Annotated in this window: 28 protein-coding genes; 12 read left to right on the forward strand and 16 right to left on the reverse strand. The window is 59.9% G+C overall.

The window, feature by feature from the left end; genetic code table 11:
* Window positions 1-4 precede the first annotated feature (4 nt).
* The 5 genes from carB to carA are packed head-to-tail and all read right to left on the reverse strand — an operon-like array spanning window position 5 to window position 5,868.
* Window positions 5-3,334 carry a carbamoyl-phosphate synthase large subunit gene (gene carB, locus AC0V6X_RS06230; protein WP_486183721.1) on the reverse strand — a complete coding sequence of 1,110 codons (3,330 nt, stop codon included), beginning with the start codon at window positions 3,332-3,334 and terminating at the stop codon, window positions 5-7.
* Window positions 3,334-3,858: a hypothetical protein gene (locus AC0V6X_RS06235; protein WP_486183722.1), complete on the reverse strand. Its 525-nt coding sequence runs from the start codon at window positions 3,856-3,858 to the stop codon at window positions 3,334-3,336. Before AC0V6X_RS06235 ends, carB begins: the two co-directional genes overlap by 1 nt.
* Window positions 3,855-4,241, reverse strand: a complete 387-nt coding sequence (locus tag AC0V6X_RS06240; protein ID WP_486183723.1) for a hypothetical protein — start codon at window positions 4,239-4,241, stop codon at window positions 3,855-3,857. Before AC0V6X_RS06240 ends, AC0V6X_RS06235 begins: the two co-directional genes overlap by 4 nt.
* Window positions 4,238-4,690 (reverse strand): hypothetical protein, encoded by a 453-nt coding sequence (locus AC0V6X_RS06245; protein WP_486183724.1) that lies wholly within the window; start codon window positions 4,688-4,690, stop codon window positions 4,238-4,240. Before AC0V6X_RS06245 ends, AC0V6X_RS06240 begins: the two co-directional genes overlap by 4 nt.
* Complete coding sequence (gene carA, locus AC0V6X_RS06250; RefSeq protein WP_486183725.1) at window positions 4,687-5,868, reverse strand: glutamine-hydrolyzing carbamoyl-phosphate synthase small subunit; 1,182 nt, start codon at window positions 5,866-5,868, stop codon at window positions 4,687-4,689. Before carA ends, AC0V6X_RS06245 begins: the two co-directional genes overlap by 4 nt.
* Window positions 5,869-6,016: 148 nt before the next feature.
* Between carA and AC0V6X_RS06255 the strand changes: the two genes are divergently transcribed.
* The 4 genes from AC0V6X_RS06255 (at window position 6,017) to rpoD (ending at window position 10,960) form a co-directional block, all read left to right on the forward strand.
* A complete protein-coding gene (locus AC0V6X_RS06255; RefSeq protein WP_486183726.1) occupies window positions 6,017-6,469 on the forward strand; it encodes a GatB/YqeY domain-containing protein in 453 nt (150 codons plus the stop codon).
* A gap of 56 nt (window positions 6,470-6,525) precedes the next feature.
* Window positions 6,526-6,936: a hypothetical protein gene (locus AC0V6X_RS06260; protein ID WP_486183727.1), complete on the forward strand. Its 411-nt coding sequence runs from the start codon at window positions 6,526-6,528 to the stop codon at window positions 6,934-6,936.
* A gap of 76 nt (window positions 6,937-7,012) precedes the next feature.
* A complete protein-coding gene (gene dnaG, locus AC0V6X_RS06265) occupies window positions 7,013-8,854 on the forward strand; it encodes a DNA primase (protein ID WP_486183728.1) in 1,842 nt (613 codons plus the stop codon).
* A gap of 87 nt (window positions 8,855-8,941) precedes the next feature.
* The gene (gene rpoD, locus AC0V6X_RS06270) at window positions 8,942-10,960 is read left to right on the forward strand and encodes an RNA polymerase sigma factor RpoD (RefSeq protein ID WP_486183729.1); all 2,019 of its coding nucleotides are present in this window, start codon (window positions 8,942-8,944) and stop codon (window positions 10,958-10,960) included.
* A gap of 23 nt (window positions 10,961-10,983) precedes the next feature.
* On the opposite strand, the gene AC0V6X_RS06275 is transcribed toward rpoD, so the two are convergent.
* Window positions 10,984-11,412 carry a hypothetical protein gene (locus tag AC0V6X_RS06275; protein ID WP_486183730.1) on the reverse strand — a complete coding sequence of 143 codons (429 nt, stop codon included), beginning with the start codon at window positions 11,410-11,412 and terminating at the stop codon, window positions 10,984-10,986.
* Between the two features lie 182 nt (window positions 11,413-11,594).
* Here AC0V6X_RS06275 and parA point away from each other — a divergent pair, with 182 nt between their 5' ends.
* Window positions 11,595-12,245: a ParA family partition ATPase gene (gene parA / locus AC0V6X_RS06280; protein ID WP_486183731.1), complete on the forward strand. Its 651-nt coding sequence runs from the start codon at window positions 11,595-11,597 to the stop codon at window positions 12,243-12,245.
* A gap of 6 nt (window positions 12,246-12,251) precedes the next feature.
* Here parA and AC0V6X_RS06285 read toward each other — a convergent pair whose 3' ends face one another.
* Window positions 12,252-12,929, reverse strand: coding sequence for a hypothetical protein (locus AC0V6X_RS06285; protein WP_486183732.1), 678 nt, complete (start codon window positions 12,927-12,929; stop codon window positions 12,252-12,254).
* Between the two features lie 159 nt (window positions 12,930-13,088).
* On the opposite strand from AC0V6X_RS06285, the gene rpiB reads away from it, so the two are divergent.
* The 7 genes from rpiB to AC0V6X_RS06320 all read left to right on the forward strand — a co-directional run bounded on the left by rpiB (window position 13,089) and on the right by AC0V6X_RS06320 (window position 18,102).
* Entirely contained in the window at window positions 13,089-13,568 is a 480-nt protein-coding gene (gene rpiB / locus AC0V6X_RS06290; protein ID WP_486183733.1) for a ribose 5-phosphate isomerase B, read from the forward strand.
* The gene (gene glyA / locus AC0V6X_RS06295; protein WP_486183734.1) at window positions 13,565-14,875 is read left to right on the forward strand and encodes a serine hydroxymethyltransferase; all 1,311 of its coding nucleotides are present in this window, start codon (window positions 13,565-13,567) and stop codon (window positions 14,873-14,875) included. The genes rpiB and glyA overlap by 4 nt, the downstream gene beginning before the upstream one ends.
* A 14-nt stretch (window positions 14,876-14,889) precedes the next feature.
* A complete protein-coding gene (gene nrdR, locus AC0V6X_RS06300; RefSeq protein WP_486183735.1) occupies window positions 14,890-15,363 on the forward strand; it encodes a transcriptional regulator NrdR in 474 nt (157 codons plus the stop codon).
* A complete protein-coding gene (locus AC0V6X_RS06305) occupies window positions 15,363-16,127 on the forward strand; it encodes an RNA methyltransferase (RefSeq protein WP_486183736.1) in 765 nt (254 codons plus the stop codon). The genes nrdR and AC0V6X_RS06305 overlap by 1 nt, the downstream gene beginning before the upstream one ends.
* A gap of 73 nt (window positions 16,128-16,200) precedes the next feature.
* The gene (locus tag AC0V6X_RS06310; RefSeq protein ID WP_486183737.1) at window positions 16,201-16,569 is read left to right on the forward strand and encodes a hypothetical protein; all 369 of its coding nucleotides are present in this window, start codon (window positions 16,201-16,203) and stop codon (window positions 16,567-16,569) included.
* 178 nt (window positions 16,570-16,747) lie between these two features.
* Entirely contained in the window at window positions 16,748-17,362 is a 615-nt protein-coding gene (gene rpsD / locus AC0V6X_RS06315; protein ID WP_486183738.1) for a 30S ribosomal protein S4, read from the forward strand.
* 107 nt (window positions 17,363-17,469) lie between these two features.
* Window positions 17,470-18,102, forward strand: coding sequence for an NAD(P)H-dependent oxidoreductase (locus tag AC0V6X_RS06320; RefSeq protein ID WP_486183739.1), 633 nt, complete (start codon window positions 17,470-17,472; stop codon window positions 18,100-18,102).
* Here the strand turns inward: AC0V6X_RS06320 and AC0V6X_RS06325 are convergent.
* The 9 genes from AC0V6X_RS06325 to AC0V6X_RS06365 all read right to left on the reverse strand — a co-directional run bounded on the left by AC0V6X_RS06325 (window position 18,099) and on the right by AC0V6X_RS06365 (window position 26,831).
* The gene (locus AC0V6X_RS06325) at window positions 18,099-18,413 is read right to left on the reverse strand and encodes a chorismate mutase (RefSeq protein WP_486183740.1); all 315 of its coding nucleotides are present in this window, start codon (window positions 18,411-18,413) and stop codon (window positions 18,099-18,101) included. The genes AC0V6X_RS06320 and AC0V6X_RS06325 overlap by 4 nt on opposite strands.
* A gap of 56 nt (window positions 18,414-18,469) precedes the next feature.
* Window positions 18,470-20,500 carry an alpha/beta hydrolase family protein gene (locus AC0V6X_RS06330; RefSeq protein ID WP_486183741.1) on the reverse strand — a complete coding sequence of 677 codons (2,031 nt, stop codon included), beginning with the start codon at window positions 20,498-20,500 and terminating at the stop codon, window positions 18,470-18,472.
* A 57-nt stretch (window positions 20,501-20,557) separates the two neighbouring features.
* A complete protein-coding gene (gene tgt, locus AC0V6X_RS06335; protein WP_486183742.1) occupies window positions 20,558-21,685 on the reverse strand; it encodes a tRNA guanosine(34) transglycosylase Tgt in 1,128 nt (375 codons plus the stop codon).
* 4 nt (window positions 21,686-21,689) lie between these two features.
* On the reverse strand, window positions 21,690-22,457 hold the full coding sequence (locus tag AC0V6X_RS06340; RefSeq protein WP_486183743.1) for an ABC transporter permease: 768 nt from the start codon (window positions 22,455-22,457) through the stop codon (window positions 21,690-21,692).
* Window positions 22,454-23,395, reverse strand: a complete 942-nt coding sequence (locus AC0V6X_RS06345) for an ABC transporter ATP-binding protein (RefSeq protein WP_486183744.1) — start codon at window positions 23,393-23,395, stop codon at window positions 22,454-22,456. The genes AC0V6X_RS06340 and AC0V6X_RS06345 overlap by 4 nt, the downstream gene beginning before the upstream one ends.
* A 38-nt stretch (window positions 23,396-23,433) precedes the next feature.
* Entirely contained in the window at window positions 23,434-24,483 is a 1,050-nt protein-coding gene (queA, locus tag AC0V6X_RS06350; RefSeq protein ID WP_486183745.1) for a tRNA preQ1(34) S-adenosylmethionine ribosyltransferase-isomerase QueA, read from the reverse strand.
* 84 nt (window positions 24,484-24,567) lie between these two features.
* Window positions 24,568-25,278 carry a peptidylprolyl isomerase gene (locus AC0V6X_RS06355; protein WP_486183746.1) on the reverse strand — a complete coding sequence of 237 codons (711 nt, stop codon included), beginning with the start codon at window positions 25,276-25,278 and terminating at the stop codon, window positions 24,568-24,570.
* A 109-nt stretch (window positions 25,279-25,387) separates the two neighbouring features.
* A complete protein-coding gene (coaD, locus tag AC0V6X_RS06360; protein WP_486183747.1) occupies window positions 25,388-25,900 on the reverse strand; it encodes a pantetheine-phosphate adenylyltransferase in 513 nt (170 codons plus the stop codon).
* A 16-nt stretch (window positions 25,901-25,916) separates the two neighbouring features.
* Window positions 25,917-26,831: a polyprenyl synthetase family protein gene (locus AC0V6X_RS06365; RefSeq protein ID WP_486183748.1), complete on the reverse strand. Its 915-nt coding sequence runs from the start codon at window positions 26,829-26,831 to the stop codon at window positions 25,917-25,919.

The following is a 26,831-nucleotide window of genomic DNA, read 5'->3' on the forward strand; positions in this document are numbered from 1 at the left end:
GCGTTTAAGCTTTGCTATAATAGTCTTGCAGTGAGCGAACTTCAAGTTGGGAAGGTGTAATTGCTGCAATTGCCGCTGCAGCTGCGACCGAGGCGGCGGCTGTCGTGTAGTAAGGAACCTTCTTCTCCAAAGCCGCCTGACGGATGGATTTGGAGTCCAAGAGCGACTGCCAGCCTTCGGTCGTGTTGAAGATCAGCGCGATGTCTCCGTCGATGATTTTGTCGACGATATGCGGTTGCCCCTCAGCCACCTTGTTGACCTTCTCCACGGCAAGCCCCTGTTCGGACAGGTATTTCTGAGTGCCCGAGGTCGCGACAATGGTGAAACCTTCGTCGATCAGGTTCTTCACCGCCGGGACGATATGCGTCTTGTCCGAGTTCTTGACCGAGACGAACACGGTGCCGCTCCGAGGCAAGACCATGCCTGCGCCCAATTGCGACTTGTAGAAGGCGGCTTCGAAATTGGTGTCGATACCCATGACTTCGCCGGTTGACTTCATCTCTGGCGACAGAACGGGGTCTGCGCCGGGGAAACGGCTGAACGGGAAGACCGCTTCCTTGATCGCCATATAATCGAGATCGCGCTTGAACGGTTCAAAGTCCGCCAGTTTCTCGCCCGCCATGACGCGGGCCGCAATCTTGGCAACCGGCTGTCCGATGGCCTTGGCGACAAAGGGCACGGTGCGACTGGCGCGCGGGTTCACCTCGATTAGATAGACCTCGCCATCCTTCACCGCGAATTGCACATTCATCAGGCCGCGCACCTTGAGCGCGGTGGCAAGCGCTTCGGCCTGGCGTTCCATCTCGGCGATGACGTCTTCGCCCAAAGAGTAGGCTGGCAGAGTGCAGGCGCTGTCGCCGGAGTGGACGCCTGCTTCCTCAATATGCTGCATGACGCCCGCGATCCGCACTTCGTCGCCATCGCACAGGGCATCGACATCGCACTCAATCGCATCGCGCAGATATTGGTCGACCAGCACGGGGCTCTCACCTGACACGTTCACGGCGGTGTTGATGTAGTCATCGAGCTGCGCTTCGGAATCGACGATCTCCATCGCCCGTCCACCCAGCACGAAGGAGGGGCGCAGCAGCACTGGATAGCCAATCCGCGCCGCCACCGCGGCTGCTTCATCGCGGGTATAGGCAATGCCATTGTCGGGCTGTTTCAGGTTGAGCTTATCGACCAGTTTCGCAAACCGCTCGCGGTCCTCAGCATGGTCAATCGCGTCGGGAGAGGTGCCAAGGATCGGGATGCCCGCATCCTCTAGCGCCTGAGCCAATTTGAGCGGCGTCTGCCCGCCAAACTGCACAATGACGCCGACAAGCTCGCCCGATTGCTGCTCTACCCGGAGGATTTCGAGCACGTCTTCAGCGGTGAGCGGCTCGAAATAGAGCCGGTCGGACGTGTCGTAATCGGTCGAGACGGTCTCTGGATTGCAATTGACCATGATTGTCTCGAAGCCCTGCTCGGCGAGCGAGAAACAGGCGTGGACGCAGCAATAGTCGAACTCGATCCCCTGGCCGATCCGGTTGGGGCCGCCTCCAAGGATCACGATTTTGCGCCGGTCAGAGGGCATGGCCTCATCCTCAGCCTCGCCAAAGCTGGGGGCCTCGTAGGTTGAGTACATGTAAGGCGTGATCGCCTCGAATTCCGCCGCGCAGCTGTCGATGCGTTTGAAGACCGGCGTGACGCCCAGCTTGTGGCGCAGCTCTCGCACTTCGTCTTCGCTGGTCGCGCCGGCCATGGCTTGGAGTGCATCGTGGAGCAGGCCGGAGCGCTTTGCCTGCGTCTCCCCCATGCCGCCAGCCACGCCGACCGAGCGCACCGCCAAGGTTGCCAAACGCTTATCGGAGAAGCCCATCGATTTGAGCCGCCGCATCCCAGCGGCATCGCGCGGCAGACCATCGGCCTGAATAGCCTTCTCCGCCTCAATGATCTCGGCGATCTGGCGCAGGAACCACATGTCGTAGCCGGTGACCTGGTTGATATGCTCAAGGCTCAGTCCCTCGCGCATGGCTTGGGCGACTTTCAGCAGCCGATCCGGCGTCCGGCGAGAGATGGCGGCGGTGATAACGTCTTCGGAGGCACCCTCCAGCTCGGGCACGCGGTTGAAACCGTCGAGGTCGGTTTCCAGCCCGCGCAGGGCCTTTTGCACGCTCTCCTGGAAGTTGCGGCCGATGGCCATCACCTCGCCCACCGACTTCATCGCGGTGGCGAGCAGCGGCTCGGTCCCTTTGAATTTTTCGAAAGCGAAGCGCGGGATCTTGGTCACGACATAGTCGATGGTCGGCTCAAAACTCGCGGGGGTCGCGCCCGTGATCTCATTCGTAATCTCGTCCAGCGTATAACCCACCGCCAGCTTCGCTGCGACGCGCGCGATTGGGAAGCCAGTGGCTTTGGACGCAAGCGCGGAGGAGCGCGAGACACGCGGGTTCATCTCGATCACGATCAAGCGTCCGTCAGCCGGGTTCACCGCGAATTGGACGTTAGAGCCGCCGGTCTCCACGCCGATCTCGCGCAGCACGTTGATGCTGGCGGTGCGCATGATCTGATATTCTTTGTCGGTCAGCGTCAGCGCCGGGGCGACCGTAATCGAGTCCCCAGTATGCACGCCCATCGGATCGACATTTTCGATCGAGCAGATGATGATGGCATTGTCCGCACGGTCGCGGACCACCTCCATCTCGTACTCCTTCCAGCCGAGCAGCGATTCCTCGATCAGCACTTCGGTTGTCGGAGAGGCCTCAAGCCCTTCCCGCACGATGCGCTCGAACTCGTTCTTGTTGTAGGCGATACCGCCGCCAGTGCCGCCGAGGGTAAAGGAGGGGCGGATGATCGAAGGCAGGCCGGTGCGTTCCAGCACCGCGCGCGCTTCCTCAATCGTATTGGCAATGCCGGAGCGAGCGCTTTCAAGCCCGATCTTGTCCATCGCCTCGCGGAAACGCTGACGGTTCTCCGCTTTGTCGATGGCGTCAGCCTTGGCGCCAATCATCTCGACCCCGTGCTTGGCGAGTACACCCTGCTCATCCAGAGCCAGAGCGCAGTTCAGCGCCGTCTGCCCGCCCATCGTCGGGAGCAGCGCGTCGGGCTTCTCTTTCTCGATGATCTTCTCGACAATCTCCGGCGTGATCGGCTCGACATAGGTCGCGTCGGCAAACTCCGGATCGGTCATGATCGTCGCCGGGTTGGAGTTGACGAGGACGACTTCGTACCCCTCCTCCTTCAAAGCCTTGATCGCCTGCGTGCCCGAATAATCGAACTCGCACGCCTGGCCGATAATGATCGGACCAGCGCCAATGACGAGGATCTTGGAGATGTCGTTGCGTTTGGGCATTATTGGCTTTCGCTGTCAGAGTTGTCTTCGGTGTCAGGTTCGGGCTGTGCGACGGGTGCGAGGTCTACGTCGATCAGGCGCATATTGGTCTGTTGCCGAGCGCATCCAGCCGCGATGGCCTCGTCAAAACGCTCAGGAGCGCCGCGCACGCGGTAGAGCGCAGGATCACGGCCGAGGAAGAACGCGCCGTTCTCATCCACTGGTTGCGCCATGAAGGCATCGACGGCCGTGGAGGTCTCGTTCGTGGAGCGGTCTAGCTGCGTGCCCGCCACTTCGTCACTGCTCGATTGGGAGAGCGCTTGGATTTCCTCCAGCCCCAGCTTGGTGATGTCGTAGGTGTAGGTCGGGGTCCAGATCGTGTCCTGCTCGCTATCAATGCCAGCGAACTCGATCAGCAAGGCCTCTTCGACGCGGGTGACACAAGCCCCCTCACCTTCCTCGCCCACACGCGGGTCTTCTGGCCAGATGAGACTGCATCCCGACAGCGCGATGAGTGAAGCAGCGAGAGTAGTGGCGCGGATCATCCGTCCGTCCCCCAATCGACCAGCCGCAATCCGGGCCGCTCGCTTTCCTTGATGCAGGCGATCTGATCATCGGTGATGTCGTCGTCCATGATCGCAAGGATGGACACGCCATCGGTGGCTTGGACAAGCACGGTGCGCCCCAACTCGCAGCGGTCCACAATGCCTTGGAGGACGGTAATATAATCCTCGATCACAACCTGCGATGCAGTCGATCCAATACTCCGGCCACTGTACACCTCGATATTCCACCGCGCGTGCATCGTGTCCTCGGCCTCGTCGGCGGTCTGGGCGACTTGGATGGGGGTGGTTGACGCTGTCCCGCCCGCGCTTGGAGCGCAGGCCGCTAAAAAAGCGAGCGCGAGGCCAGCGATAAACTCGCTCATCGGTCCATCCTGGAAATTTGGCTTACATAAAGGAAGCCACCCATTCCGCAGATCACTGAACTAACACGGACAACACTTCCTTCTTCGATCAACTTTGAAAGCCAACTTTCAACTGCCTGCGGCGCATCGTGGATCGGGATCCGATAACTGTTCACATCACCCGAAGCATTCCTTCCTCTGAACAAATCATCTGCTCGGTTCGGCGTGTAGAGTCGTTGTGAGAGCACTGTAACGGTCTCATTTGGCCTGCGATGACAACCAGTTTCATTGAGATCGCCTAAAGCGAGCTCGTCGAAACGGTAATAGTCGACGCCCTCAGAAGAAGACCAAACGACGCTGATATCGCCGTGCTTTTCCCAAAGCAGCTCCTGAGCTGATGGTTCATTTGGCGTACATGATGCGACTACCGCCAAAGGAAGCATTGCAAAGCCTAAGATCAATTGTCTCACCCCAGCCCCCCGACGAACTTCTCGAACAGATAAAAGCTATCCTGCGGTCCGGGCGACGCCTCCGGGTGATACTGCACTCCAAAAGCGCGTTTCCCCTTCACCGCGATCCCGCAATTCGAGCCATCGAACAGGCTCACATGGGTTTGCTCTACGCTCGCGGGCAGAGTGTCGCCGTCGACGGCGAAGCCGTGGTTCATGCTGGTGATCTCGACCAGACCTGTCGTCTCGCCCCAATCCTCGCCGACGCGTTGGACGGGGTGGTTTGCGCCGCGGTGGCCCTGGTGCATCTTCACCGTCTTGGCCCCGGCGGCGAGCGCGAGCATCTGGTGGCCGAGGCAAATGCCGAAAAGCGGCATGTCCGCCTCCAGCAACTTCTGGATCACCGGCACCGCATACTCGCCTGTCGCCGCGGGGTCTCCCGGACCGTTTGAGAGGAACACGCCGTCGGGCTGGAGCGCCATGATGTCCTCATAGGAGGTCTTGGCCGGCACCACCGTCACCTTCGCCCCTGCGCGCACCAGATTGCGGAAGATGTTGTCCTTTGCCCCATAATCGACTGCCACCACATGCGGGGTCGCGTCCCGAGCCGCGCGGCCATAGCCGTGGCCGAGCTTCCAATATCCGCCCTCCCAGTTCTCCTGAACCTCACGGGTGACGCGGATGGCGAGGTCCATCCCTTCGAGCCCCGCCCATTCCTGAGCACGCTGCAAGAGAGCGGCAATGTCGAAGTTCCCCTCAGGTGAATGCGCCACAACTGCATTGGGCGCTCCTGAAAGCCGGATGCGGCGGGTCAGAGCGCGCGTGTCGACGCCGGAAAGGCCGATCTTGCCATTGCGCTCCATCCACGCGGTGAAGCCCTCCATGCTGCGGAAGTTGGAGGGCTCGGTCACGTCTTCGCGCACGATGCAGCCCACTGCTGCCTCCACCTTGCCCTCAACGTCTTCAGCATTTGCGCCGACATTGCCGATATGGGGGAAAGTGAAGGTGACGATTTGCGCGGCGTAAGAGGGATCGGTCATCACCTCCTGATAGCCGGTCATCGCAGTGTTGAAGCAAACCTCGCCAACCGCCTCTCCAACTGCGCCAAAGCCCCGCCCCCAAATGACCGTTCCGTCGGCCAGAACGAGGCAACCTGTCGCGCCTTCGGGCTGCGCAGGGATATTGGCGGAAGGGGCCATGGGGCGCTCCGTTTCGTGTTGGTTTCCAGCAATGTCGCTAAGTCTCAGTCGCTAGGCTTGCGCTCGCCTGCGGTCAACCTATGTCAGAGCGCAAATTCGGGCTATCAGGGCCCTTAAGACAAACCATCCACAAGAAAGACATGATCCGATGATCCGCGATGACATCAAAACCGCCACCATCACCGCCATGAAGGCGAAGGAAAAGGACCGCACCGCGACGCTCCGCCAGATCAGCGCCAAGATCAAGGACCGCGATATTGAAGAGCGCACCAGCGGCAAGGACATCCCCGACGATGAGCTTGTAACCAGCGTCTTGCAAAAGATGGCCAAACAGCGCCGCGAATCGATTGAGATGTACGAGACCGGCGGGCGTCAGGAACTCGCCGACAAGGAGAAGACCGAGCTCGCCGTAATCGAGGAATTCCTCCCTCAAATGATGAGCGAGGACGAGACCAAGGCCGCGATCGAAGCGATCAAGGCGGAGACCGGTGCGTCTTCTATGAAGGATATGGGCCAGGTCATGGGCGCTCTGAAAGCCAAGCACGGCGCGGTGCTCGACGGGAAGCTGGCGAGCGGGCTGGTGAAAGCGGCGCTGAGCTAGGGTCTGGTCGCTAGAGTGAAATTGACCTTTTGCCGCGACGTGATAGGCCAGCGGGCATGACCTCAGAAACTGAACACAGCCTCGGCTATTACGTCGGCCGGATCGCAATCGGCGCCATTGCGATTTTGGCCGCGCCTGCCGTGCTGTTCGCATTGACTATCAGCAGTCCAACGAACGTCACTCGCCTCTGCACAACGACCGAGGGCGAGACTTTCCGACTGGTCACCTTTGCTGAGGACCAAGACCCTTGGTTAACGGATCAAGCGATCTTGGTCGACAGCGGACGCAGTGCGAAGTTTGTTCAAGACCGCATCGACACTCCCGATATGCCGCGCATGGATGAAAGCGTTCGAATCGAACGCCCACGCGCCTCGATTGCGGATTGCGGCGAACCCTTTGTGCTAAAGCCTGAGGCGCGCGATCTTGATCCAGCGGGTGAGGAATTCGCTGAAATTCACGGTGGGTGAGAACTCGCCCGCTTAACGCACAGGCTTGTCCACGCAGGCGCTTGAAGGTGGCTGCGTTAGGGCGCAGTAATCACGCATGAGCATCACCCCGCAATGGAAGGACGAGCTGCGCGCGCGGATCACGCTATCGACCGTGATCATGCGCACGACCAAGCTCCAGCGTGCGGGACGCGAATGGAAGGCGTGCTGCCCCTTCCATGATGAGAAGACACCCAGCTTCACTGTCAACGATCAAAAGGGTTTCTACCACTGCTTCGGCTGCGGCGCGCATGGCGATGTCATCAGCTGGATGACGGAGCAGCGCGGGCTGTCCTTTATCGACGCGTGCAAGGAGCTGGCGAGCGAAGCCGGGATGGAAGTCCCTGCCCCCGATCCGGTTGCCGCCAAACGGGCGGAAAAGCGCGCGAGCCTCGTCGATGTGACGACCGAAGCGCAGGACTGGTTTGTCCAGAACTTACATGGCGCTGAGGGGCGTGAAGCGAAGGAATACCTCAAAGGCCGCGGTCTTCATCCGATGACCATTCGCGAATTCGGCTTCGGCTATGCGCCAGAGAGCAAGCAGGCGCTCCCCTCCGCCCTCGCAAAGTTCGACGAGCAGATGCTGGTAGAAACCGGCATGCGGATCGAGACGGATGACGGCACCAAATATGACCGCTTTCGTGGCCGCGTCATGCTGCCCATTCAGGATGCGCGCGGGCGGGTAATCGCCTTTGGAGGCCGCATCCTTGGCAAGCGTGAGGGGGTGGCGAAATACCTCAATTCGCCCGATACGCCGTTGTTCGACAAGGGCCGCAACCTCTACAACCTCCACCGCGCCGCCCCCGCTTCTCGCCAGTCAGGTCGGGTGATTGTGGTTGAGGGGTATATGGACGTCGTCGCTCTTGCCCAGGCCGGGTTTGAGGATGCGGTTGCGCCGATGGGCACCGCGCTCACCGAAATGCAGCTCGAGATGCTGTGGCGTATGGTGGAGACGCCGATCCTGTGCTTCGACGGCGACAATGCAGGGCAAAAGGCAGCGATGCGCGCGATTGAGCGGGCATTGCCTCTACTCGCGCCGATGCGCTCGCTTAGCATTGTGCGCCTGCCCTCCGGCCTCGATCCGGATGATCTGATCAAAGAGCAAGGAGCGGGCGCGATGGAGGCGTTGCTCGCCAATCCCAAGAGCTTGCTCGACATGCTGTGGGAAGCAGAGCGCGACGCACAGCCTCTCTCCAGTCCGGAGGCGAAGGCTGGCCTCAAAGCGCGGCTCATGAGCCATGTTGATGCGATTGCTGACCGTGACATTCAGGCGCTCTACCGCCGCGAATTGCTCGACCGCTTCTCCGCCTTCGCCTTTCCGCCCCGGCAGCAAAGCGCCCGGCCCCAGCGCGGTCAATGGAACAGCGGCAAGCCCACGCCGCGCACGCTCAGCCAGGATGCTCGAAATGTCCTTCAGCGCGCGATGAGCGGCGGGCAAAGAGCCTCTTTCCAGACCGCCGTTTTCGCTGGCTTGATGCGGTTTCCCGACCAGATCGAGCGTCACTCAGAGGCGCTTTTGACACTCACCAAACTCGACCCTGATGCCGCACCGACAATCGAATCGTTGATTGAACTGTCAGAAACGCTTGATTCGGGAGGCACAAACGCCATATCGGTGTCGCAAGGCACTCCTGCCCCACCGGAAGACCAACGTTACGCCTTTCTTCGAGAAGGCACACCCCCCGGTGAAGCGCGCAAGGAATTGGCCGAAGCTGTGTCGCTGCTGACGCAAAAACCAGCACTCGAAGCCGCTATGGCGGCAACGATTGCTCGGTTTGATGAAGACCCGGAAGGCTCTTTTGCCGAGCAGGCCCGTTTGCGCGAACAGCTCAGTTCAGTGGAAGACCGTCTGAAAGCTTTCCTCGTCAGGGGTTCAAGCTCACCGGCGGAACAGGATTAGGCCAGCTTTTGCAAGCAGGTCGTGGGAATAACATCGTTGGTCTTGAGGATACGCAGGGCCAATGGAAAAACGGATTGAAACATCTCTATGGCTTCGAGTGCTAAAGCTGGCGACAAAGATGATGCGCCGCTGATCGACCTCAACGAAGCTTCTGTGAAGAAGCTGATGACCAAGGCGAAGAAGAAAGGCTACATCACCTATGATGAGCTGAACGCTGCTTTGCCTTCGGGTGAGATGAGCCCCGACCAGATTGAGGACATCCAGACGGCCCTGTCCGAAATGGGCGTCCAGATCGTCGAAAATGACGAGGAAGCGGAAGCCGAGGCGGAGGCCGAAGCCGAGGTCGAAGAGATTCAGGTCGGCGACGACAAGAAAGCCGCTGCCAAAACTCCGGCCAAACCCGCCGCGAAGAAAACCGGGACCGGTGAACGCACCGATGACCCGGTGCGCATGTATCTGCGCGAAATGGGCGCAGTGGAGCTGCTCAGCCGCGAAGGCGAGATTGCCATTGCCAAGCGGATCGAGTCCGGCCGCGACATGATGATCATGGGCCTATGCCAAAGCCCGATCACCTTCCACGCGATTATCCAGTGGTCCGAAGCCCTTAACTCCGAAGACATGCAGCTGCGCGAGATCCTCGATCTTGATGCGATGCTGTCAAAAGAGCCTCCGCCCGACAAGATGGAGGAAGAGAACGAAGAAGACGACGGCGAAATCTCCGAGGAAACCGCCGGCCCGACCATCGTTGATGATGACGACGATGACGACGAAACCTCAGAGGACGGCGAAGAAGGCGAAGACGGCGAATCCAAAAAGGATGAGGAAGAGGAGGAGGACAACACTCTCTCTCTTGCTCAGATGGAAGCGACGCTCAAACCCGACGCGATCGAGCGCTTCGCGCGCATCACCAAGCTCTTCAAGACATTCGAAAAGCTGCAGGCGGAACGCGTCGATACTATCGCATCGGGCGGCAGTTTCCCCGCCGCGAAAGAAAAGAAATACGAAAAGCTCGGTGAGGAGCTGACCGCTGAAGTGGAATCGATGCAATTCCACGCGACCAAGATCGAATTCCTGGTCGACAACCTCTACGCCTTCAACCGCCGTCTGACCGCCTTGGGTGGCCAGATGCTGCGTCTGGCAGAGCGTCACAAGATCAAGCGGATCGACTTCCTCAAGAGCTATGTCGGGAACGAGCTGGATGACAGCTGGATCGTCGCCAATGCGAAGAAGGACAAGAAGTGGGCGTCCTTCGCTGAGAAGGAAGCCGATGCAATCGACCGCATCCGCACCGAAATCACCGACATTGCCGCGCAAACCGGCATGGCGCTCGAAGAATTCCGCCGCATCGTCAACATGGTGCAAAAGGGCGAGCGTGAGGCACGGATCGCGAAGAAGGAAATGGTCGAGGCGAACCTTCGTCTCGTTATTTCCATCGCTAAAAAGTATACGAACCGTGGCCTGCAATTCCTTGATCTTATTCAAGAAGGCAATATCGGTCTGATGAAGGCGGTCGACAAGTTTGAGTATCGCCGCGGCTACAAATTCAGCACCTATGCGACGTGGTGGATCCGTCAGGCGATCACTCGCTCAATCGCAGACCAGGCCCGCACGATCCGTATTCCGGTCCACATGATCGAGACGATCAACAAGCTGGTCCGCACGAGCCGCCAGTTCCTTCACGAAGAAGGCCGCGAGCCGACCCCGGAAGAGATGGCCGCGCGCCTCTCCATGCCGCTGGAGAAAGTCCGCAAGGTGATGAAGATCGCCAAGGAGCCGATCAGCCTCGAAACCCCCATCGGCGACGAGGAAGATTCGCATCTGGGCGATTTTATCGAGGACAAGAACGCCATCATCCCGGTCGACGCCGCGATTCAGGCGAACCTCAAAGAAACCGTCACCCGTGTCCTCGCAAGCCTCACCCCGCGTGAAGAACGCGTCCTGCGCATGCGCTTCGGCATCGGCATGAACACTGACCACACTCTCGAAGAGGTCGGCCAACAGTTCAGCGTGACCCGCGAACGTATCCGTCAGATTGAGGCGAAAGCGCTGCGGAAGCTGAAGCACCCGAGCCGCTCGCGGAAGATGCGGAGCTTCTTGGATCAGTAGGGTGTTTGGAGAATAGCTACGCTTTACAAATCTTGGTTGAGACGCTCGAGGAGAACCCCGATGGTTTCATTCCCGTCTTCGGAATATTGAGCGCATGCCACCACCATCTTCTCAAAATCCTCATTGTCATTTTCGACAATTCGGGTTTTATGCTTGTCTAACCAACCGCGAGCTTCTGAGAGCGTTAGGTTCGAGGTATCCTTTTTAAGGCCTCGCTCGAGCGTGACTCTTTTGGGTATTTTGCCGAACCCACCGAAGAGATCACCCTGTTTGCTGTTTGCTTCCAGCCTCGTTCTGCGTTGACACACTTCATTGAGCAACTTCGTGAGTGCAATGTCGGTGAGCTGCGGCACAAACAATTCGACCAGTTGGCGCCTTTCTGATTTTAGTCGAGCTAACACTTCATCATTTGGAGCCACGCCTTTACCCGACTCCTCCATTACGACTAGCATAGTATCTTCGATTGCAGCTCGTAGGTCTCCCAAGCTATTCCTTTTGGCCATTGACGTCTCCGGTGTGTGATGAGCGGGGATTCTTAGGAATTGAACAAAGGGTGATCAAAATCAATGGTTAGGGCGTAAATGACGCTACGTTATCCTCACTTTCATACACTCTAAGGTGCAATTCAGTTCTAATGTCCAAACCCACAACCATTGCCATCGTCTCCCAAAAAGGCGGCTCCGGGAAGACCACTCTCGCCGTCAACCTCGCGACCCGCGCGGCTCAGGCTAAGCGGGAGAGCTGCGTTATCGACACTGACCCGCAGGCGACGGCGGCGGCTTGGAGCGATTGGCGGGGGGATTATTTGCCGGTGGTGGTGACAGCTCCTCCGGCGCGGCTTGGGCGAACGATTGAAAGTGCGAAGAAGAACGGCGTCGATTTCCTCGTCGTCGACACCCCTCCCCATGCGGACGCAGCGGCGCGTGAGGCGATCAAGGCGGCGGACATTGTCCTCATCCCAACCAAGCCGCGCGCGTTTGATTTGGCGGCGCTTGATCCGATTGCCGACCTCGTCGCCTTCGCCAAGAAGCCCGCTTTCGTGGTGCTTAACGCCGTGCCCTCTGGCGCGACCAAGATTTCCGAGGAAGCGCGCAAGGCCGCAGCGGAGATGGAGCTCGACGTTTGTCCCGTGGAGCTGGGCGACCGTGCAGCCTTCCACCGCTCCAGCGCCAAGGGCGAAACCGCGAGCGAGTTCAAGCCGGACAGCAAGGCGGCGAAGGAAGTGGACGCGCTTTGGAAATGGCTCAACCGGACGCTCAAGAAAGCGGCCAAGTCAGCCAAGTAGGCGCGCTCAATACCGGCGATTCCAATCATCGTTGAGACTGCGCGGGGTCAGCGCAATCACGCGCTCAAACACCTCAGGGATCTCCGGCTCAGGCGCGCGCGGTAACCCGGCAAAGCGGCGCTCCACGCGGCGCAACTCATCGGAGGGAATCGCCGACCACATGATCGTGTTCTGCGCCGTCAGGGCAAAGTCGCCAGCATAAGTGACTTGGCCTGCGCGCACCTCAAACCGGGGCGCGAGCTCAGTATAGCCGCGACTGGGACGAGAGATTTCCTCCGCTCCGGTGATGTAAGTCGCATCGACAAGACAACGCTCATCCTCCGCCGGAATCTTGGGGCAGCTCACCCCATGCGCGACAAGCCGATAGGTGCCCGGCGGCAGCTGATAAGCGCGCACCTTAAACTTCGTCGTGTCGTTGCCGAGCGAAAGCATCCCCTGCTTGCGCCCAAAGCGCACAACATCAGCGTCATTCTCAATGCTGCCGCCTTCGCGCAGGAAGAACACGTCGAGCCGATCCTCCAGATAGAGCGCGCTGCGCACAGAGATGACCACCGCCCCCATACCGTCATCAAGCGACGACGCGCGCGAAACACGCTCAACCTCCGTCCCCGGCTCTGCATGGAGCGCAGTGGACGGGGCCATGGTCAGAACCAACAGAAAAGCAGCGGCGAAAAAGGAACGCATGAGAGCAACCGTTTGTGTGTTTTGTTTGGTCACAAAGATGGAACAAGCGCTCGCTTCGCACAAGGGGTTCACGGTTAATCCTCACCCAAAGGAAGCCAAGCGTCGAAAAGCGCATCCTACGGGGTGGAGTCCGGCGTCGCCCACGACTATGTAGCCCGCATGCGTATTGCCATAGCCTCCGATCACGCCGCCACCGACCTGAAGGCAGAACTCGCCGAATGGTTGATGAGCGAGGGTCACGAAGTCGCCGATCTCGGCCCGCAAGCCGGGGAGAGCGTTGACTATCCCGATTACGGATACAAACTGGCCGAAGTGGTCTCCGATGGGACGGCTGAATACGGCATTGCCCTGTGCGGCAGCGGGATCGGCATCTCAATCAGCGTCAATCGCCATCCAGCTGTGCGCTGCGCTTTGGTGTCAGAGCCGCTCTCCGCCGCCCTCGCCCGTGAACACAATGATGCGAATTGCATCGCGCTGGGCGCGCGGCTGACCGGCATCGAAATGGCGAAGTCTTGCGTAGCTACTTTCCTCAACACCGAATTCGCGGATGCGGGTGATCCCACGGGCCGCCACCAACGCCGCGTAGCCAAACTGGGCACTCCGCCCATCATCAACGACCACATCGAGACGCACCAATGAGCACGAACCCAAGCGATATTTCGAACCCGATGGATGGATTCTGGCACGACGACCTTGCCACCGCCGACCCCGAAGTGGCGGCGGCCATCGGCAAGGAGCTGAAGCGCCAGCAGGACAAGATCGAACTCATTGCATCAGAGAACATTGCGTCCAAAGCAGTGCTAGAAGCCACCGGCAGCGTCTTCACCAACAAATATGCAGAGGGCTATCCGGGCAAGCGCTATTACGGCGGCTGCGACTATGCTGATGTCGTCGAAACGCTGGCGATTGAGCGTGCCAAACAGCTGTTCGGATGCAACTTTGCCAATGTACAGCCCAACTCGGGTTCGCAGATGAACCAGGCCGTGTTCCTCGCTCTGCTGCAGCCGGGCGACACGTTCATGGGCCTCGACCTGAACTCCGGCGGTCACCTCACCCACGGATCGCCCGTCAATATGAGCGGCAAGTGGTTCAACCCTGTCAGCTATGGCGTGACTGAGGGTGATGAGCGGATCGACATGGAGGCGGTCGCCGCGACCGCGCGCGAGCATAAGCCTAAGATCATCATTTGCGGCGGCACCGCTTATTCACGCACCTGGGACTTTGCAGCTTTCCGCGCGATTGCAGATGAAGTGGGCGCGATCCTGCTGTGCGATATGAGCCATATTTCGGGCCTCGTCGCGGGCGGCGCGCACCCCTCACCCTTCCCGCATTGCGACATCGTAACTTCGACGACGCACAAATCCTTGCGCGGCCCGCGCTCGGGCATCATCCTGTGGAATGACGAGAAGTTCACCAAGCCGCTGAACATGGCGGTCTTCCCCGGCCTGCAAGGTGGCCCGCTGATGCATGTCGTCGCGGCCAAGGCAGTGGCCTTCAAGGAAGCGCTGACGCCGGAATTCAAGACCTACGCCCATGCGATTGTCGAGAACGCCCGCGCGCTGGCAGCAAGCCTGGAAGAGAACGGTCTGCGCATCGTCTCAGGCGGCACGGACAACCACTCGATGCTGGTTGACCTCACTGCGAAGGACGTGACCGGCAAGGCGGCAGAGGCTGGTCTCGACCGTGCTTGGCTCACCTGCAACAAGAACGGCATCCCGTTCGACACGCGCTCGCCCTTCGTCACCAGCGGCATCCGTCTGGGCACGCCAGCGGGCACGACCCGCGGCTTTGGCCCGATGGAATTCCGCAAAGTGGGCGAGCTGATCGCGCGCGTCGTCGATGGCCTCTCCAAAAACGGCCCTGAAGGTGACGCTCAAATCGAAGAGCAAGTGCGCGGCGAAGTCGCCAAACTCTGTGCTGACTTCCCAGTTTATCCCGGCGAGTGATAGCGCTTTAACCCATGCGCTGCCCCTATTGCGCCCATGAAGACACGCAGGTGAAAGACAGCCGCCCGACCGAGGATAACACCTCGATCCGGCGGCGGCGTCAGTGCAATTCGTGTGGAGCGCGCTTCACCACTTTTGAGCGTGTCCAACTTCGCGAAGTCGTCGTCGTCAAGGCTGGCGACAAAGGCGAGGAACGGCGCGAACCCTTTGACCGGTCAAAGCTTGAACGCTCGCTTTCCCTTGCCTGCCGCAAGCGTGATGTGTCGCAGGAGCGGATCGACCAACTGATCTCCGGCATTCAGCGCCAGCTCGAAACCTCCGGGGAGGCGGAAGTGCCCTCCGCCCGGATCGGAGAGATGGTGATGGACGGGCTGAAACAGATCGATTCGGTCGCATACATCCGCTTTGCCAGCGTCTACCGAGACTTCTCGGAAGCGCGCGACTTTGAGGAATTCGCCAGCACCGTTCAGGAAGCGGCGAAGGACTGATGTCCAACAAGCCCATCCCAAACAGGCCAATCATTGTCCTAGTCCGCCCACAGCTCGGCGAGAATATCGGCAAAGCGGCGCGCGCGATGCTCAATTTCGGACTGACCGAGATGCGCATTGTGAACCCTCGCGATGGTTGGCCCAATCCCACCGCCGGCCCTTCAGCGGCGGGTGCGGATAGGGTGTTGGATGAGGCCAAGGTCTACGAGACCACCGCAGAAGCGGTCGCCGACTGCGAGCATGTCTATGCCACTACGGTGCGCAAACGCGGCGTGACAAAGCCGGTTGTCGGAGCCGATGGTGCGGCCCGTCTGATCCACTCAGAGCCGGGCCGCCATGCAATCTTGTTCGGGCGCGAGGCTTCGGGATTGGCGACCGAGGACGTCGCGCTCGCCCGCCATATTCTGACCGTTCCGATCAATCCGGAGTTTGGCTCGCTCAACCTCGCTCAGGCGGTGATCCTTTGCGCCTATGAATGGTCGCGGATCGGGCGCGAATTGGAGGAGGACACCACGAGCCTCGTCCAGCCCACAGCCGAGGACGAGCTCCTCCCCCCTGCCCCACAGGATGAGCTTGAGGGTCTGATTGCGCACTTCGAAAAATTGCTCGACCCGCGAGGCTATTTCCTGCCTGAAAGCCGCCGCGAGGCTACTGCGCGCACCTTGCGCTCTGTCCTGACCAAACCGGGGTGGAATCACCTGGAAGTGCGCACCTTGCGTGGCATCTTGAGCACGCTTGAGCGGCCAGAGCGCGGCGACAGATAACACCTACTGGACAAGGGTATAGGTGCACGTTAGCTCTTGCCGCTCCCTCTCCCCGAAACCAGTGAGATTATTGATGAACCTTGCTCTCTCGCGCGCTGCGTTGGCCGCCTCTCTTGTGCTGGCCGTTCCCGTCCTCGTCGCTCCGGCCATGGCTGATGAAAAGGCTCAGGACGAAGCTGCTGCCTCTGAAGCGCAGCCTGCGCCCGCACCCGAAGCAGCCGCTTCTGAAGCTCCCGTTCAAGCAAACGCGGCCCCGGAAGCACCCGCTCCTGCGCCAGAGCCCTCGCCTGCACCAGAGCCCTCGCCTGCACCGGAAGCCGCTGAAGAACCGGAAGAGGAAGAGCGCATTTGCCGCCGTATCCGCACCGACATGTCGAGCCGCCGCGCAACCCGCGTGTGCCTGACGCGCGAAGAATGGCGTGAGTTCAACAACCGCCGCTAAAAACGGTATCATCTGCAACTTGACGCGCGCGAGCACGCCAGCTAATGGCGCGCCTTCGAAAGTTGGTTCCGCATCCCGGTGAAGCGGTAACCGCATCGAGCATAACGGCTCGGTGGTGCGAAACCGGGTTAAAGGCTCACCGCTGGGGTGGGCGAAGCAAATTTGAAGGACAAGACTTATGTCGAAGCGCAAGAGCGCCAAGTACAAACTCGACCGCCGGATGGGTGAAAACATCTGGGGTCGTCCCAATTCTCCGGTCAACAAGCGTCAATACGGCCCCGGCCAGCATGGTCAGCGCCGCAAGAGCAAGATGTCGGACTTCGGTCTGCAGCTGCGCGCCAAGCAGAAGCTGAAAGGCTACTATGGCGACGTGACTGAGAAGCAGTTCCGTTCGACCTACAAAGACGCCACGAAGCTTAAGGGCGACACCGGTCAGAACCTGATCGGCCTGCTTGAGCGTCGTCTCGACATGATCGTGTACCGCGCCAAGTTCGCTCCGACGATCTTCGCCGCGCGTCAGATCGTTTCGCACGGCCACATTTATGTGAACGGCGTGAAGTGCAACATCGCATCGCGTCGCTGCGATGTCGGCGATGTCATCAGCCTGGGCTCAAAGGCCAAGGAAATGGCTCTCGTCATCGAAGCGCAGAGCCTGCCAGAGCGTGAGATTCCCGACTACGTTTCGCCTGATGGCAACGATAAGGTGCAATTCACCCGCGTGCCCAAGCTCGACGAAGTGCCCTACCCGGTCACGATGGAACCGAACCTCGTGGTCGAGTTCTACTCGCGCTAATTCGCGCCGAGCATACGCAACAAGAATGGGGCGGTCCTGCGGGGCCGCCCTTTTCTTTTGTGGCCACTTCAGGCACCTCTCTCGGCATACGAAGAGGGATCACCTGCATGAATGTTCTGATTGTCGACGGGCACCCGGATGAAGGCCGCTATGTCAGCCACTTGCTCGACGTTTATGAGCGAGCTCTGCCAACGGAGACCACTGTAAACCGCATCGCGCTGCGTGACCTCGAATTTACCCCGCACCTGCGCCACGGCTACCGCAAGCGCACTGACTGGGAACCCGACATTGGCATGATGGCCGAGAAACTCGACGCATGCGATCATGTCGTCTTCGCCTTCCCGATGTGGTGGGGTGCGGAGCCAGCGGAACTCAAAGGCCTGCTAGACCGCCTCTTTCTGCCCGGCTTCACCTTTGCCTATCACGAGAACGACACGTGGTGGGACAAGAACATGGCCGGACGCTCAGCCGATGCCATCATCACGATGGACACTCCGCCATGGTTCCATTGGCTCGCGCATGGCAATGCCGTGGTCCATCGCTGGAAAAAGCAGGTTCTGCAATTTTGCGGCTTCAAGCCGGTGAGGATCTTGCCGCTGGGCCAAGTCAAATTCGGCGGTGCTGAAAAGAACGCGGCCAAGTGGGAAGGCAAGGTCGCTGGACTTGCCCGGTCAATCAGGCAGGCAGAACCGGCAAAGAAGGAGTTGCGGTTGGAGCGATTCCTAAACCCCTCGGATTAATCCCTGATCCGGTCCCACTCGACGAATTCGTAGGCGATGGAGCCTTCGACCAAACGCTCCCACATGTCAGCGATCACATCGCCCGGCAGACCGCGAGCCTCCGCATCAGCTACGGCGGCATTGATGACGGCGGCCTTGCGCTCTTCGTCGCGCACAGCCTCTCTGGTGCCTTTGATGCGAGCAGCGGCGCGCATATAGCCGAAGCGGGTCGCGAGCAGCTCCATCAAAGCGCGGTCGGTCGCATCAACGCCCTTTCGGACATCAACCATGCTCTCACAGTCTTCGGGAGCTTTAGCCGGAATATCAGTCATCGCGAGACAGCCCTTGGCCTGTGAACCGCACTTTGTCGAGACTTTCCCGACAGAAATCAGCGTCCCAGCGCTTCATTCAGGAAGCGGTCAATCTCGGCAAGCATTTCAGAGCGCGCTTTGCTGTCATCCAGGCTGTGCTCAAGATCGTCAAACTCCATGTAAGACACAGACTTACCGGCATCTTCCAAAGCATCTGCCATATCCTGAGAATGACGCACATTGACATTGAGATCGCGCGTCCCGTGGAACAAAGCGACGGGCGCCTGAAACCGCTCAGCATGGCGGCGCGGGCTGCCTGCGGCGATGTGGGGCCCTCTGCCCAATTGCTCATCTCGGAAACGGAAATTGGTGTAGTTGCGCGCGGTCGTGCGCAGATATTCCAGATCCGTCACAGGCGCGATGGCCACGACAGCCTTGAACAGATCAGGGTCCACCACTTGGCTCTGCAACGCGGCATAGCCGCCATAGGACCAGCCTGCGATGGCCATCTGGTCTGGGTTGGCAATGCCCTCTGCCACCAACCAACGCCCTGCATCCGCGACATCGCCAATAGCTACATCCCAAGCTTGATAGCCATTGCGGCCAAACCAGGCCTCACCATAGCCCGATGAGCCGCGATAATTGGGCTGGAGCACCGCATAGCCGCGCGCCACGAAGAACTGCACCAACCAATCAAAACCCCACACATCACGCGCTGCTGGTCCGCCATGGGGCAGCACGATGGCGGGCAGGTTTTTGCCTTCGCTTCCCGGCGGTAGCGTCAGGTAAGCGGGGATCTGAGTGCCATCGGCGGCCGGGTAAGTGATGGGGGTCATGGGCCCCATCTCGCGCCCCAGCAGGTAATCGCGCATCTCCAGCAGCGGCTCCAACTGGCTCGCTTGCTTGTCATAAAGATAGACCGTGCCTGCCTGCGTGTCGGAAGAGGCGGTAATCAGCAATCGGTTCTCATCTGCACTTGCCCCTGCAAATCGGATGAGCGATCGATCAGGCAAAGCTCGCGCAATGCCGCGCACAAGCTTTGAAAGCTCCTCATCGAAATACTCAACTTCTAGCTTCTCCATCGCATAGCTGACCCCCACCACGCGGCGTTGGCGCCCGATGCGGATGAGGCGCGCAACGTCGACATCATCGCGGCTCGCAACAATCTGAGCTTGCTTGGTCTGCCCCGCTTGACCCAGCATGACCTCGATCACGGCGCGATAGCCGTTGACTGTGTAATAGGCGTAGAGCGAATTGCGGTCCGCATTGACGGTGACCGGATCAAAATCAGAGATTAGCTCTCCATCGAGCGTCACATCACCCAGCGTGTCCCATTCGCCGCCTTCAGCAGGCCGCGTCATAATTACGCGCTGTCCAGTCAGCCTTCCGCGTCCATCCGACAGATTGCGGATCTTGATCCGGACCGCTCCGTTCTCGTCAGCGATATAGCGCCCTGCCCCGTCATCGGCGCGCACTTCGGTTCGGCGGCGCATATTCTCCACATTCAACCGGTCGACGCTCAGCCCTTCATTGTCCGGCGCAATGCGGGTCATGAAAGTGTCCTCTGCGACTGTATTGCGGGTGATGAGGATTTTGCCGGGATCGCCCGCTACATCCAGTGCAACGATGCTCCCTCCAAACTGGTTGAACCCAAAAGCGCGCGGCTGGCGCTGTGTAATGGAATCCATGTTCTCGCCATCATGGTCGACCGCGAACATCCGTGTGTAGTTGACAAGAACACCGTCCGGCGTCTCCAGAACGCCATAGACACGGCACACGAGACGATCATCGGTCGCCCAATCACAGCCGGAGATATCGGCTGAGATTTCCGTGTTGGAAGCGATTGTCTGGATATCGGCTGTGGTCTCCAGATCGAAAACCTGAACGATCTCGGTGTGGTTAGGGCCCGGTGCGATCCATGCGATGCGATTTCCGGATGGCGAAAGGCTTATGTTGAGTACGGAAGAGCGAATTCCGAAGGCGAGCGCCACGTCCTCGGCGGTTTCCTCATCCTGCGCTGATGCTGGCGCGCTGAATGCCAGAGTACCGGCAAGCGTGGTAAGCAAAGCGTAGCCCAAGCCATGGCGGCCGACTTCGAAAAACTTCATGGATAGCCCCTATTCTGCGACCCCTCATCCTATGAAGGGAGAGTGGGGTGTCAACGCTCAGCCGCGCAGATATTTCCCGCGGAAATCACTCGCGAATTCGGCAAAGCGTCCTTCCGTTATTGCATCGCGCATCCGCTGCATCAGCTGCTGATAGAAGGCGAGATTATGCTCGGTCACCAGCATCGCACCCAGGATCTCTCCGCTCTTGTGAAGGTGGTGGAGATAGGCCTTGGAATAATCGCGCGAGGCGGAGCAATCGGAGTGTTCGTCCAAGGGCGTGGTGTCCTCGGCAAACTTTGCATTGCGCAGGTTGATCGGCCCGTTCCAGGTAAAGGCCTGTCCGTTGCGGCCTGAGCGGGTCGGGAGGACGCAGTCGAACATGTCGATCCCGCGTTCGACTGCACCGACCAAATCATCCGGCTTGCCAACCCCCATCAGATAACGCGGGCGATCCATGGGGAGCATATCGGGCGCGTAATCAAGCACGCCGAACATCGCCTCTTGCCCCTCACCCACGGCCAGACCTCCGACCGCATAGCCGTCAAAGCCAATATCGGTGAGCTTCTGCGCGCTGACGCGGCGCAGGTCTTCGTCCAAAGCGCCCTGCTGGATGCCGAACAGAGCCGACCGCGCCGCGTGTTCCTCCCCGCTGTCAAAGCCATCGCGGCTGCGCTTGGCCCAGCGCATGGAGAGCTCCATTGAGGCGGCGATCTCGTCACGCGGGCGGTCGGCGCGGGGGCATTCGTCAAAGGCCATCACGATATCGGAGCCGAGCAAGCGCTGAATCTCCATCGAGCGTTCTGGCGACAGCATATGTTTCGAGCCGTCAATATGGCTGCGAAATTCGACGCCTTCCTCGGTCAGTTTGCGCAGGTCAGACAAACTCATCACCTGATAGCCGCCGCTATCGGTAAGGATCGGCCGATCCCACCGCATGAAATTGTGCAATCCGCCGAGCCGCGCAACCCGCTCTGCTCCCGGACGCAGCATCAGGTGATAGGTGTTGCCAAGGATGATGTCGGCCCCGATTGCACGTACGCTCTCAGGCTTCATTGCCTTGACTGTCGCTGCCGTTCCGACCGGCATGAAAGCGGGCGTGCGGATGTCTCCACGCTGCATCTCGATGACGCCGGTGCGGGCCTTACCGTCGGTTGCGTTTAGAGTGAATTTGAAGCGCTTGCTCACGGGCCTATTCCCTCAGCCGCCAACCGGTTTTGAAGATGAAGGCGATGACCCCGACGCACAGAGTCAGGAAGCAAAGTGTAAGGCCGAGCGAGAGCCAGATCGAGACATCCGATGTGCCATAGAACGTCCAGCGCAATCCGCTCACCAGAAAGGCGATGGGGTTGAGATAGGCGACGGTCGACCAGATCCCCGGCAGCTCATCAATCGAGTAGAATGTGCCACCCAGAAAGGTCAGCGGGGTGAGGAACAGCAGCGGGATGATGCCCAGCTTCTCAAAACTGTCCGCCCATATGCCAAGGATGAAGCCGAACAGCGAAAAACTAGCGGTAATCAGCATGATATAGCCGATAGCTGCAAGCGGATACTTGATCTCGTAATCGACAAACAGCGTCGCTGTCCCAAGGATGATGGCGGCGAGGACGAGGCCCTTGGTCGCGGCGGCTCCGACAAAGCCGATCAGCGTTTCTGCCACGCCTACAGGGGCGGAAAGCAGTTCGTAAATCGTGCCTGTAAAGCGCGGCATGTAGATGCCGAAAGAGGAATTGCTGGTAGTCTCCCCCAGCAGGGTGAGCATCAGCAGACCGGGGATGATGAAGGCGCCGTATGCGACACCGTCCACCGGCTCCATCCGCCCGCCGATCACCGTTCCGAAGACGACAAAGTAGAGCGAGGTGGTCAGCACCGGCGACAGGATCGACTGGAAAGCGGTGCGCATCGCGCGCATCAGCTCGCGTTGGTAGATGGACCAGGCTCCTCGCAAGTTGAAGCTCATGGTGCGCCCTCCTCGGTCACAAGATCGACGAAGATGTCCTCGAGCGAAGAATCGTGCACGTCGATGCTGCGATAGTCGATGCCCGCAGCGATCAGAACCTTAGTCAGAGCTGCGACCTGCTCGCTGCCCTCACCCTGCCCGTTGCCTCCACGGAAGGTGAGCTTTGCGCCATCGTCGCTCAGCGTCACTGGAAACGCTGCGATTGTCTCGGGCAGATCGGACAACGGCTCGGCCAAAGCAATCACCGCTTCGGTCGTGCCCATCCGCTGCATGATCGCGTCTTTGTCCTCGACCATCAGGATGTGCCCGCCGCGAATGATGCCGACGCGGTCAGCCATCAGCTCGGCCTCTTCGATATAGTGCGTGGTGAGGATGATTGTCGTGCCCCGTTCGCGCAGAGCCGCAATCTGATCCCACATCCCCTTGCGCAGCTCGACATCGACGCCGGCAGTCGGCTCATCGAGGAACAGCAGATCAGGTTCGTGGGCGAGAGCTTTTGCGATCAGTACTCGGCGCTTCATTCCGCCGGAAAGCTCTCGAATTTGGCTGTCCTTCTTCTCCCACAGAGAGAGGTTCTTGAGGATCTCTTCAATCCGCGTCTTATCCGGCGCCAGGCCAAACAGACCGCGCGAATAGCTGACCGCGCGCCACACTGTCTCGAACATGTCGGTTGAGAGCTCTTGCGGCACCAGCCCGATCCGCGCCCGCGCTGGACGCCAATTGCGCGCCAGATCATAGCCAAAGGCGGTGATTGTCCCTGCGCTAGGCCGCACCAGCCCGCAAACCGCGCCGATCAGCGTCGTCTTTCCTGCACCGTTCGGACCGAGCAGCGCGAAAATCTCGCCCTTGCGGATCGACAGGTCGACGCCGTCTAGCGCCTTTACGCCGCCAGCATAGACCTTGGAGAGGCCCTCGATTGTCAGGATAGCTTCGCTCACGCCCAGCGCTTTGGCACAGTGGCGAGCGAATGCAAGGTTCAGGGCAGGAGCAGCGAGGAATCGCCGTAGGAGTAGAAGCGGTAGTCATTGGCGATGGCGTGGTCGTACACTTCCATCATCCGCTCCCGCCCCATCAAGGCGCTAACCAGCATCATCAGCGTCGATTTGGGCAGGTGGAAGTTGGTCATCAAGCCGTCGACAACGCGAAACTGGTAGCCCGGCGTGATGAAGATGTCGGTGTCGCCTGCAAATTCCCGGACTGTCCCGTCCTCTCCCGCCGCGCTCTCCAGCAGGCGCAGAGAGGTCGTGCCCACCGCGATCACGCGCTTGCCCGCCGCTTTGGCTGCGTTGAGCCGCGCAGCTGTGCCGGCATTGATGCGGCCAAATTCGGAGTGCATTTGGTGGTCGTCGGTGTCGTCCGCTTTGACCGGCAGAAACGTACCCGCCCCCACATGCAGGGTCAGCATCTCGCGCTTGATCCCCGCATTGTCGAGTGCCGAGACGAGCCGCGTTGTGAAGTGGAGGCTGGCTGTGGGAGCTGCCACCGCGCCCGCTTCTTTGGCGAACATCGTCTGGTAGTCGCTCTGGTCCTGCTCATCCACGCCGCGGCGCTGCGCGATGTACGGGGGAAGCGGCATGGTGCCGGCACGGTCGAGCAGCACCTCAACCGGCTCATCCCCTTCAAACTTCAGCGTGATAGAACCATCAGCGTTGCGTTTCTCTGCATAGGCAGTCACCCCGCCGCCGAAGACCAGCTCGTCACCGTCTTTGACCCGTTTGGCATTGCGAATGAAGGCATCCCATCGGCGCAGGTCAACGCGTTTATGCAGCGTCGCGCCGATCTTCGCCTCTCCGCCAGCGCGCCGTCCTTCGAGCTGAGCGGGGATGACGCGAGTGTCGTTGAAGACCAGCACATCTCCCGGATTGAGCAGGTTCGGCAGGTCCAGCACGCCGCGATCTTCGAGCGCCCGCTCGCTCGCATTCTGCCCGCCGCGCGCGAACAGCATGCGGGCCGCATCGCGCGGGCGCGCAGGGCGCAGCGCTATCCGGTCTTGGGGAAGGTCGAAATCAAACAGGTCAACGCGCATAGTGACGCGCGCCCTAAAGCGTTCCGGTCATGCGACAAAGCGGTTTTGTAGCGTTTACGCCATTTGGCGGAACTAAGCCTGCGACTATTGCAGCGGCGCGTTCAGCGCGTCAGCCGTAATCGTCTGTTCAACCGGCTGCGCAGAGGCAGCAGCGGGCTGAGGGCGATTGTCGCTGGCAAGGGATGCTTGCAGAATGCGCGTCGGGTTCTGCGGAGGCTCACCCCGGACGATCGCGTCAACCGCGCCCATATTCTCAATCACGCGGCCAAAATTGGTGTAGCGCTTGTCCAAGCTGAAGCGCGGGTAGAAGACGATGAAGAACTGGCTGTTGGCGCTGTTTTCATCAGTGGCGCGGGCCATCGAAACCGTTCCGCGCACATGCGGCATCGGATTAAACTCTTCCGCAAGGTCAGGGAGCTGCGAGCCGCCCTGCCCTGTGCCGGTCGGATCACCGCCCTGCGCCATAAAGCCGTCGATCACGCGGTGGAACACCACGCCGTCGTAAAAGCCTTCAGCTGTCAGCGTTTTGATACGCTCAACATGTTTCGGCGCCCATTCCTCCATCAGCCGGATCTTGATCCGTTCACCGTTGGAAAGGTCGAGAACCCAGATATTCTCTGGCTTTTCGCTCTGATCGAAGGAGACCGGCGGGAAAGTCCGCGTGTCGACCTCTTCCGCCACTGCGCCTTCATCGCGCGAATCCTTTAGAGCCTCATCCACGTCCTGCGCGATTGTCGCGGCGGGGAGCGAGAGCAATGCAAGAGCTGCAAGGGAACCGATAGTGCGTTTCAGCATGAGAAAATCTTTGTCTTGTCCAGAAATTGTGAGCCAGCGTTTAGCCCTGCTCGGCTGACACTTCAATGAATGAGTAGGCCCTCATCACCCGGCATGAACGCCCCGCCGCCTAATAATCGCCCTTGCGACCGATTTCTGCGACGCGGGCATTGACCTCGTCTTTGACCTCGGCGCTGACGAAGGGGGCAATGTCGCCGCCATAGAGCGCGATTTCCTTGACCAGTTTGGAGGCGATAGGTTGGAGCGAGACATCCGCCATCAGGAAGATTGTCTCAATCTCCTCGTCCAGCTGCTGGTTCATGCCTGCCATCTGGTACTCATACTCGAAATCAGCGACCGCGCGCAGGCCGCGAATGATTACGTTGGCTCCTTGGGCATTCGCGAATTTGACGAGCAGAGCGTTGAACCCAACCACTGCGACATTGTCGAGACCCAGCGCTTCCACCTCGCGTTCGACCATCGCGAAACGTTCTTCGGTGGAGAACATGGGGTTTTTCGACGGGTTGGTGGTGACGCCGATGATCAGCCGATCCACCAGCTTGGCCCCACGCCGAATGATATCAGCATGGCCCAGAGTGATCGGGTCAAAGGTTCCAGGATAAATTCCAACGCGGCGTGTCATGGCGGCCTCCCCGTTTCTAGCGGTCGCGCTCTACGATGAAACGAGCGAGCGCCCGCAATGTATCAGCCTCTGCCCCGTGGCTGCCCAGATGCGCCACGGCCTGATCGACGAGAGCGCGGGCCTGTTCGCGGGCTTGTTCGACGCCCATGAGAGTTACGAAGGTTTGTTTGCCTTGGCTCTCATCCTTGCGCAGCGCTTTTCCGGCGAGTTCCTGGTCGCCCTCAACGTCCAGCAGATCATCCGCAATCTGGAAGGCGAGGCCGATATCACGAGCATAGGCGCGTAGATGCGTGCGGCCTTCTGGCGGCACTTTACCCAGGATTGCGCCCATCTCCACACTCGCGGCCAGCAGAGCGCCGGTTTTGAGTTGCTGAAGCCGCGTGATGGTGTGGAGGTCGTATGTGATCCCCTCCTCATCTGCGACCATATCCATCATCTGGCCGCCCGCCATTCCGCCCATGCCGCTCGCTTTGCCAAGCGTCGCGATCAACTCACTGCGAGTGAAGGGATCGGCGCTGGTGCCGGAATCGGCGAGAATCTCGAACGCCAGCGCATGCAGAGCATCCCCTGCCAGCACTGCGGTCGCCTCATCATAGACATTGTGCAAAGTCGCTTTGCCGTGGCGTAGATCGTCGTCGTCCATGCACGGCAGATCATCGTGGATCAGCGAGTAAACATGGATCGCCTCCACCGCCGCACCGGCGCGTAAAGCAGCCGTCCGATCGACGCCGTAAAGCTCCGCCGTGCTCACCAACAGCAGCGGGCGCACGCGCTTGCCACCGCCCATCGCGGCGTAGCGCATCGCTTCGACCAACCGCGCGCTGGTGTCACCCGGAACGGGCAGGAAGGCGTCAAAAACCGAGTCAATCTCGCCCTGCACGCGCTTCAAAGCATCTTTGAGGGTCGTATCCGTGACCGAAGCGACGCTCAT

It is taken from the genome of Erythrobacter sp. S267 (assembly GCF_057365045.1).

What these genes read in the sequence shown, in the direction of transcription:
- carB (WP_486183721.1), bottom strand. Translation starts at nt 3,334, where the DNA reads ATGCCCAAACGCAACGACATCTCCAAGATCCTCGTCATTGGCGCTGGT.
- AC0V6X_RS06275 (WP_486183730.1), bottom strand. Translation starts at nt 11,412, where the DNA reads ATGCTAGTCGTAATGGAGGAGTCGGGTAAAGGCGTGGCTCCAAATGAT.
- AC0V6X_RS06305 (WP_486183736.1), top strand. Translation starts at nt 15,363, where the DNA reads ATGTCCAACAAGCCCATCCCAAACAGGCCAATCATTGTCCTAGTCCGC.
- AC0V6X_RS06355 (WP_486183746.1), bottom strand. Translation starts at nt 25,278, where the DNA reads ATGCTGAAACGCACTATCGGTTCCCTTGCAGCTCTTGCATTGCTCTCG.
- dnaG (WP_486183728.1), top strand. Translation starts at nt 7,013, where the DNA reads ATGAGCATCACCCCGCAATGGAAGGACGAGCTGCGCGCGCGGATCACG.
- AC0V6X_RS06285 (WP_486183732.1), bottom strand. Translation starts at nt 12,929, where the DNA reads ATGCGTTCCTTTTTCGCCGCTGCTTTTCTGTTGGTTCTGACCATGGCC.
- rpsD (WP_486183738.1), top strand. Translation starts at nt 16,748, where the DNA reads ATGTCGAAGCGCAAGAGCGCCAAGTACAAACTCGACCGCCGGATGGGT.
- queA (WP_486183745.1), bottom strand. Translation starts at nt 24,483, where the DNA reads ATGCGCGTTGACCTGTTTGATTTCGACCTTCCCCAAGACCGGATAGCG.
- carA (WP_486183725.1), bottom strand. Translation starts at nt 5,868, where the DNA reads ATGGCCCCTTCCGCCAATATCCCTGCGCAGCCCGAAGGCGCGACAGGT.
- glyA (WP_486183734.1), top strand. Translation starts at nt 13,565, where the DNA reads ATGAGCACGAACCCAAGCGATATTTCGAACCCGATGGATGGATTCTGG.
- AC0V6X_RS06365 (WP_486183748.1), bottom strand. Translation starts at nt 26,831, where the DNA reads ATGAGCGTCGCTTCGGTCACGGATACGACCCTCAAAGATGCTTTGAAG.
- coaD (WP_486183747.1), bottom strand. Translation starts at nt 25,900, where the DNA reads ATGACACGCCGCGTTGGAATTTATCCTGGAACCTTTGACCCGATCACT.
- AC0V6X_RS06235 (WP_486183722.1), bottom strand. Translation starts at nt 3,858, where the DNA reads ATGATCCGCGCCACTACTCTCGCTGCTTCACTCATCGCGCTGTCGGGA.
- AC0V6X_RS06325 (WP_486183740.1), bottom strand. Translation starts at nt 18,413, where the DNA reads ATGACTGATATTCCGGCTAAAGCTCCCGAAGACTGTGAGAGCATGGTT.
- AC0V6X_RS06255 (WP_486183726.1), top strand. Translation starts at nt 6,017, where the DNA reads ATGATCCGCGATGACATCAAAACCGCCACCATCACCGCCATGAAGGCG.
- AC0V6X_RS06320 (WP_486183739.1), top strand. Translation starts at nt 17,470, where the DNA reads ATGAATGTTCTGATTGTCGACGGGCACCCGGATGAAGGCCGCTATGTC.
- parA (WP_486183731.1), top strand. Translation starts at nt 11,595, where the DNA reads ATGTCCAAACCCACAACCATTGCCATCGTCTCCCAAAAAGGCGGCTCC.
- rpiB (WP_486183733.1), top strand. Translation starts at nt 13,089, where the DNA reads ATGCGTATTGCCATAGCCTCCGATCACGCCGCCACCGACCTGAAGGCA.
- rpoD (WP_486183729.1), top strand. Translation starts at nt 8,942, where the DNA reads ATGGCTTCGAGTGCTAAAGCTGGCGACAAAGATGATGCGCCGCTGATC.
- AC0V6X_RS06330 (WP_486183741.1), bottom strand. Translation starts at nt 20,500, where the DNA reads ATGAAGTTTTTCGAAGTCGGCCGCCATGGCTTGGGCTACGCTTTGCTT.
- AC0V6X_RS06310 (WP_486183737.1), top strand. Translation starts at nt 16,201, where the DNA reads ATGAACCTTGCTCTCTCGCGCGCTGCGTTGGCCGCCTCTCTTGTGCTG.
- nrdR (WP_486183735.1), top strand. Translation starts at nt 14,890, where the DNA reads ATGCGCTGCCCCTATTGCGCCCATGAAGACACGCAGGTGAAAGACAGC.
- AC0V6X_RS06340 (WP_486183743.1), bottom strand. Translation starts at nt 22,457, where the DNA reads ATGAGCTTCAACTTGCGAGGAGCCTGGTCCATCTACCAACGCGAGCTG.
- AC0V6X_RS06240 (WP_486183723.1), bottom strand. Translation starts at nt 4,241, where the DNA reads ATGAGCGAGTTTATCGCTGGCCTCGCGCTCGCTTTTTTAGCGGCCTGC.
- AC0V6X_RS06260 (WP_486183727.1), top strand. Translation starts at nt 6,526, where the DNA reads ATGACCTCAGAAACTGAACACAGCCTCGGCTATTACGTCGGCCGGATC.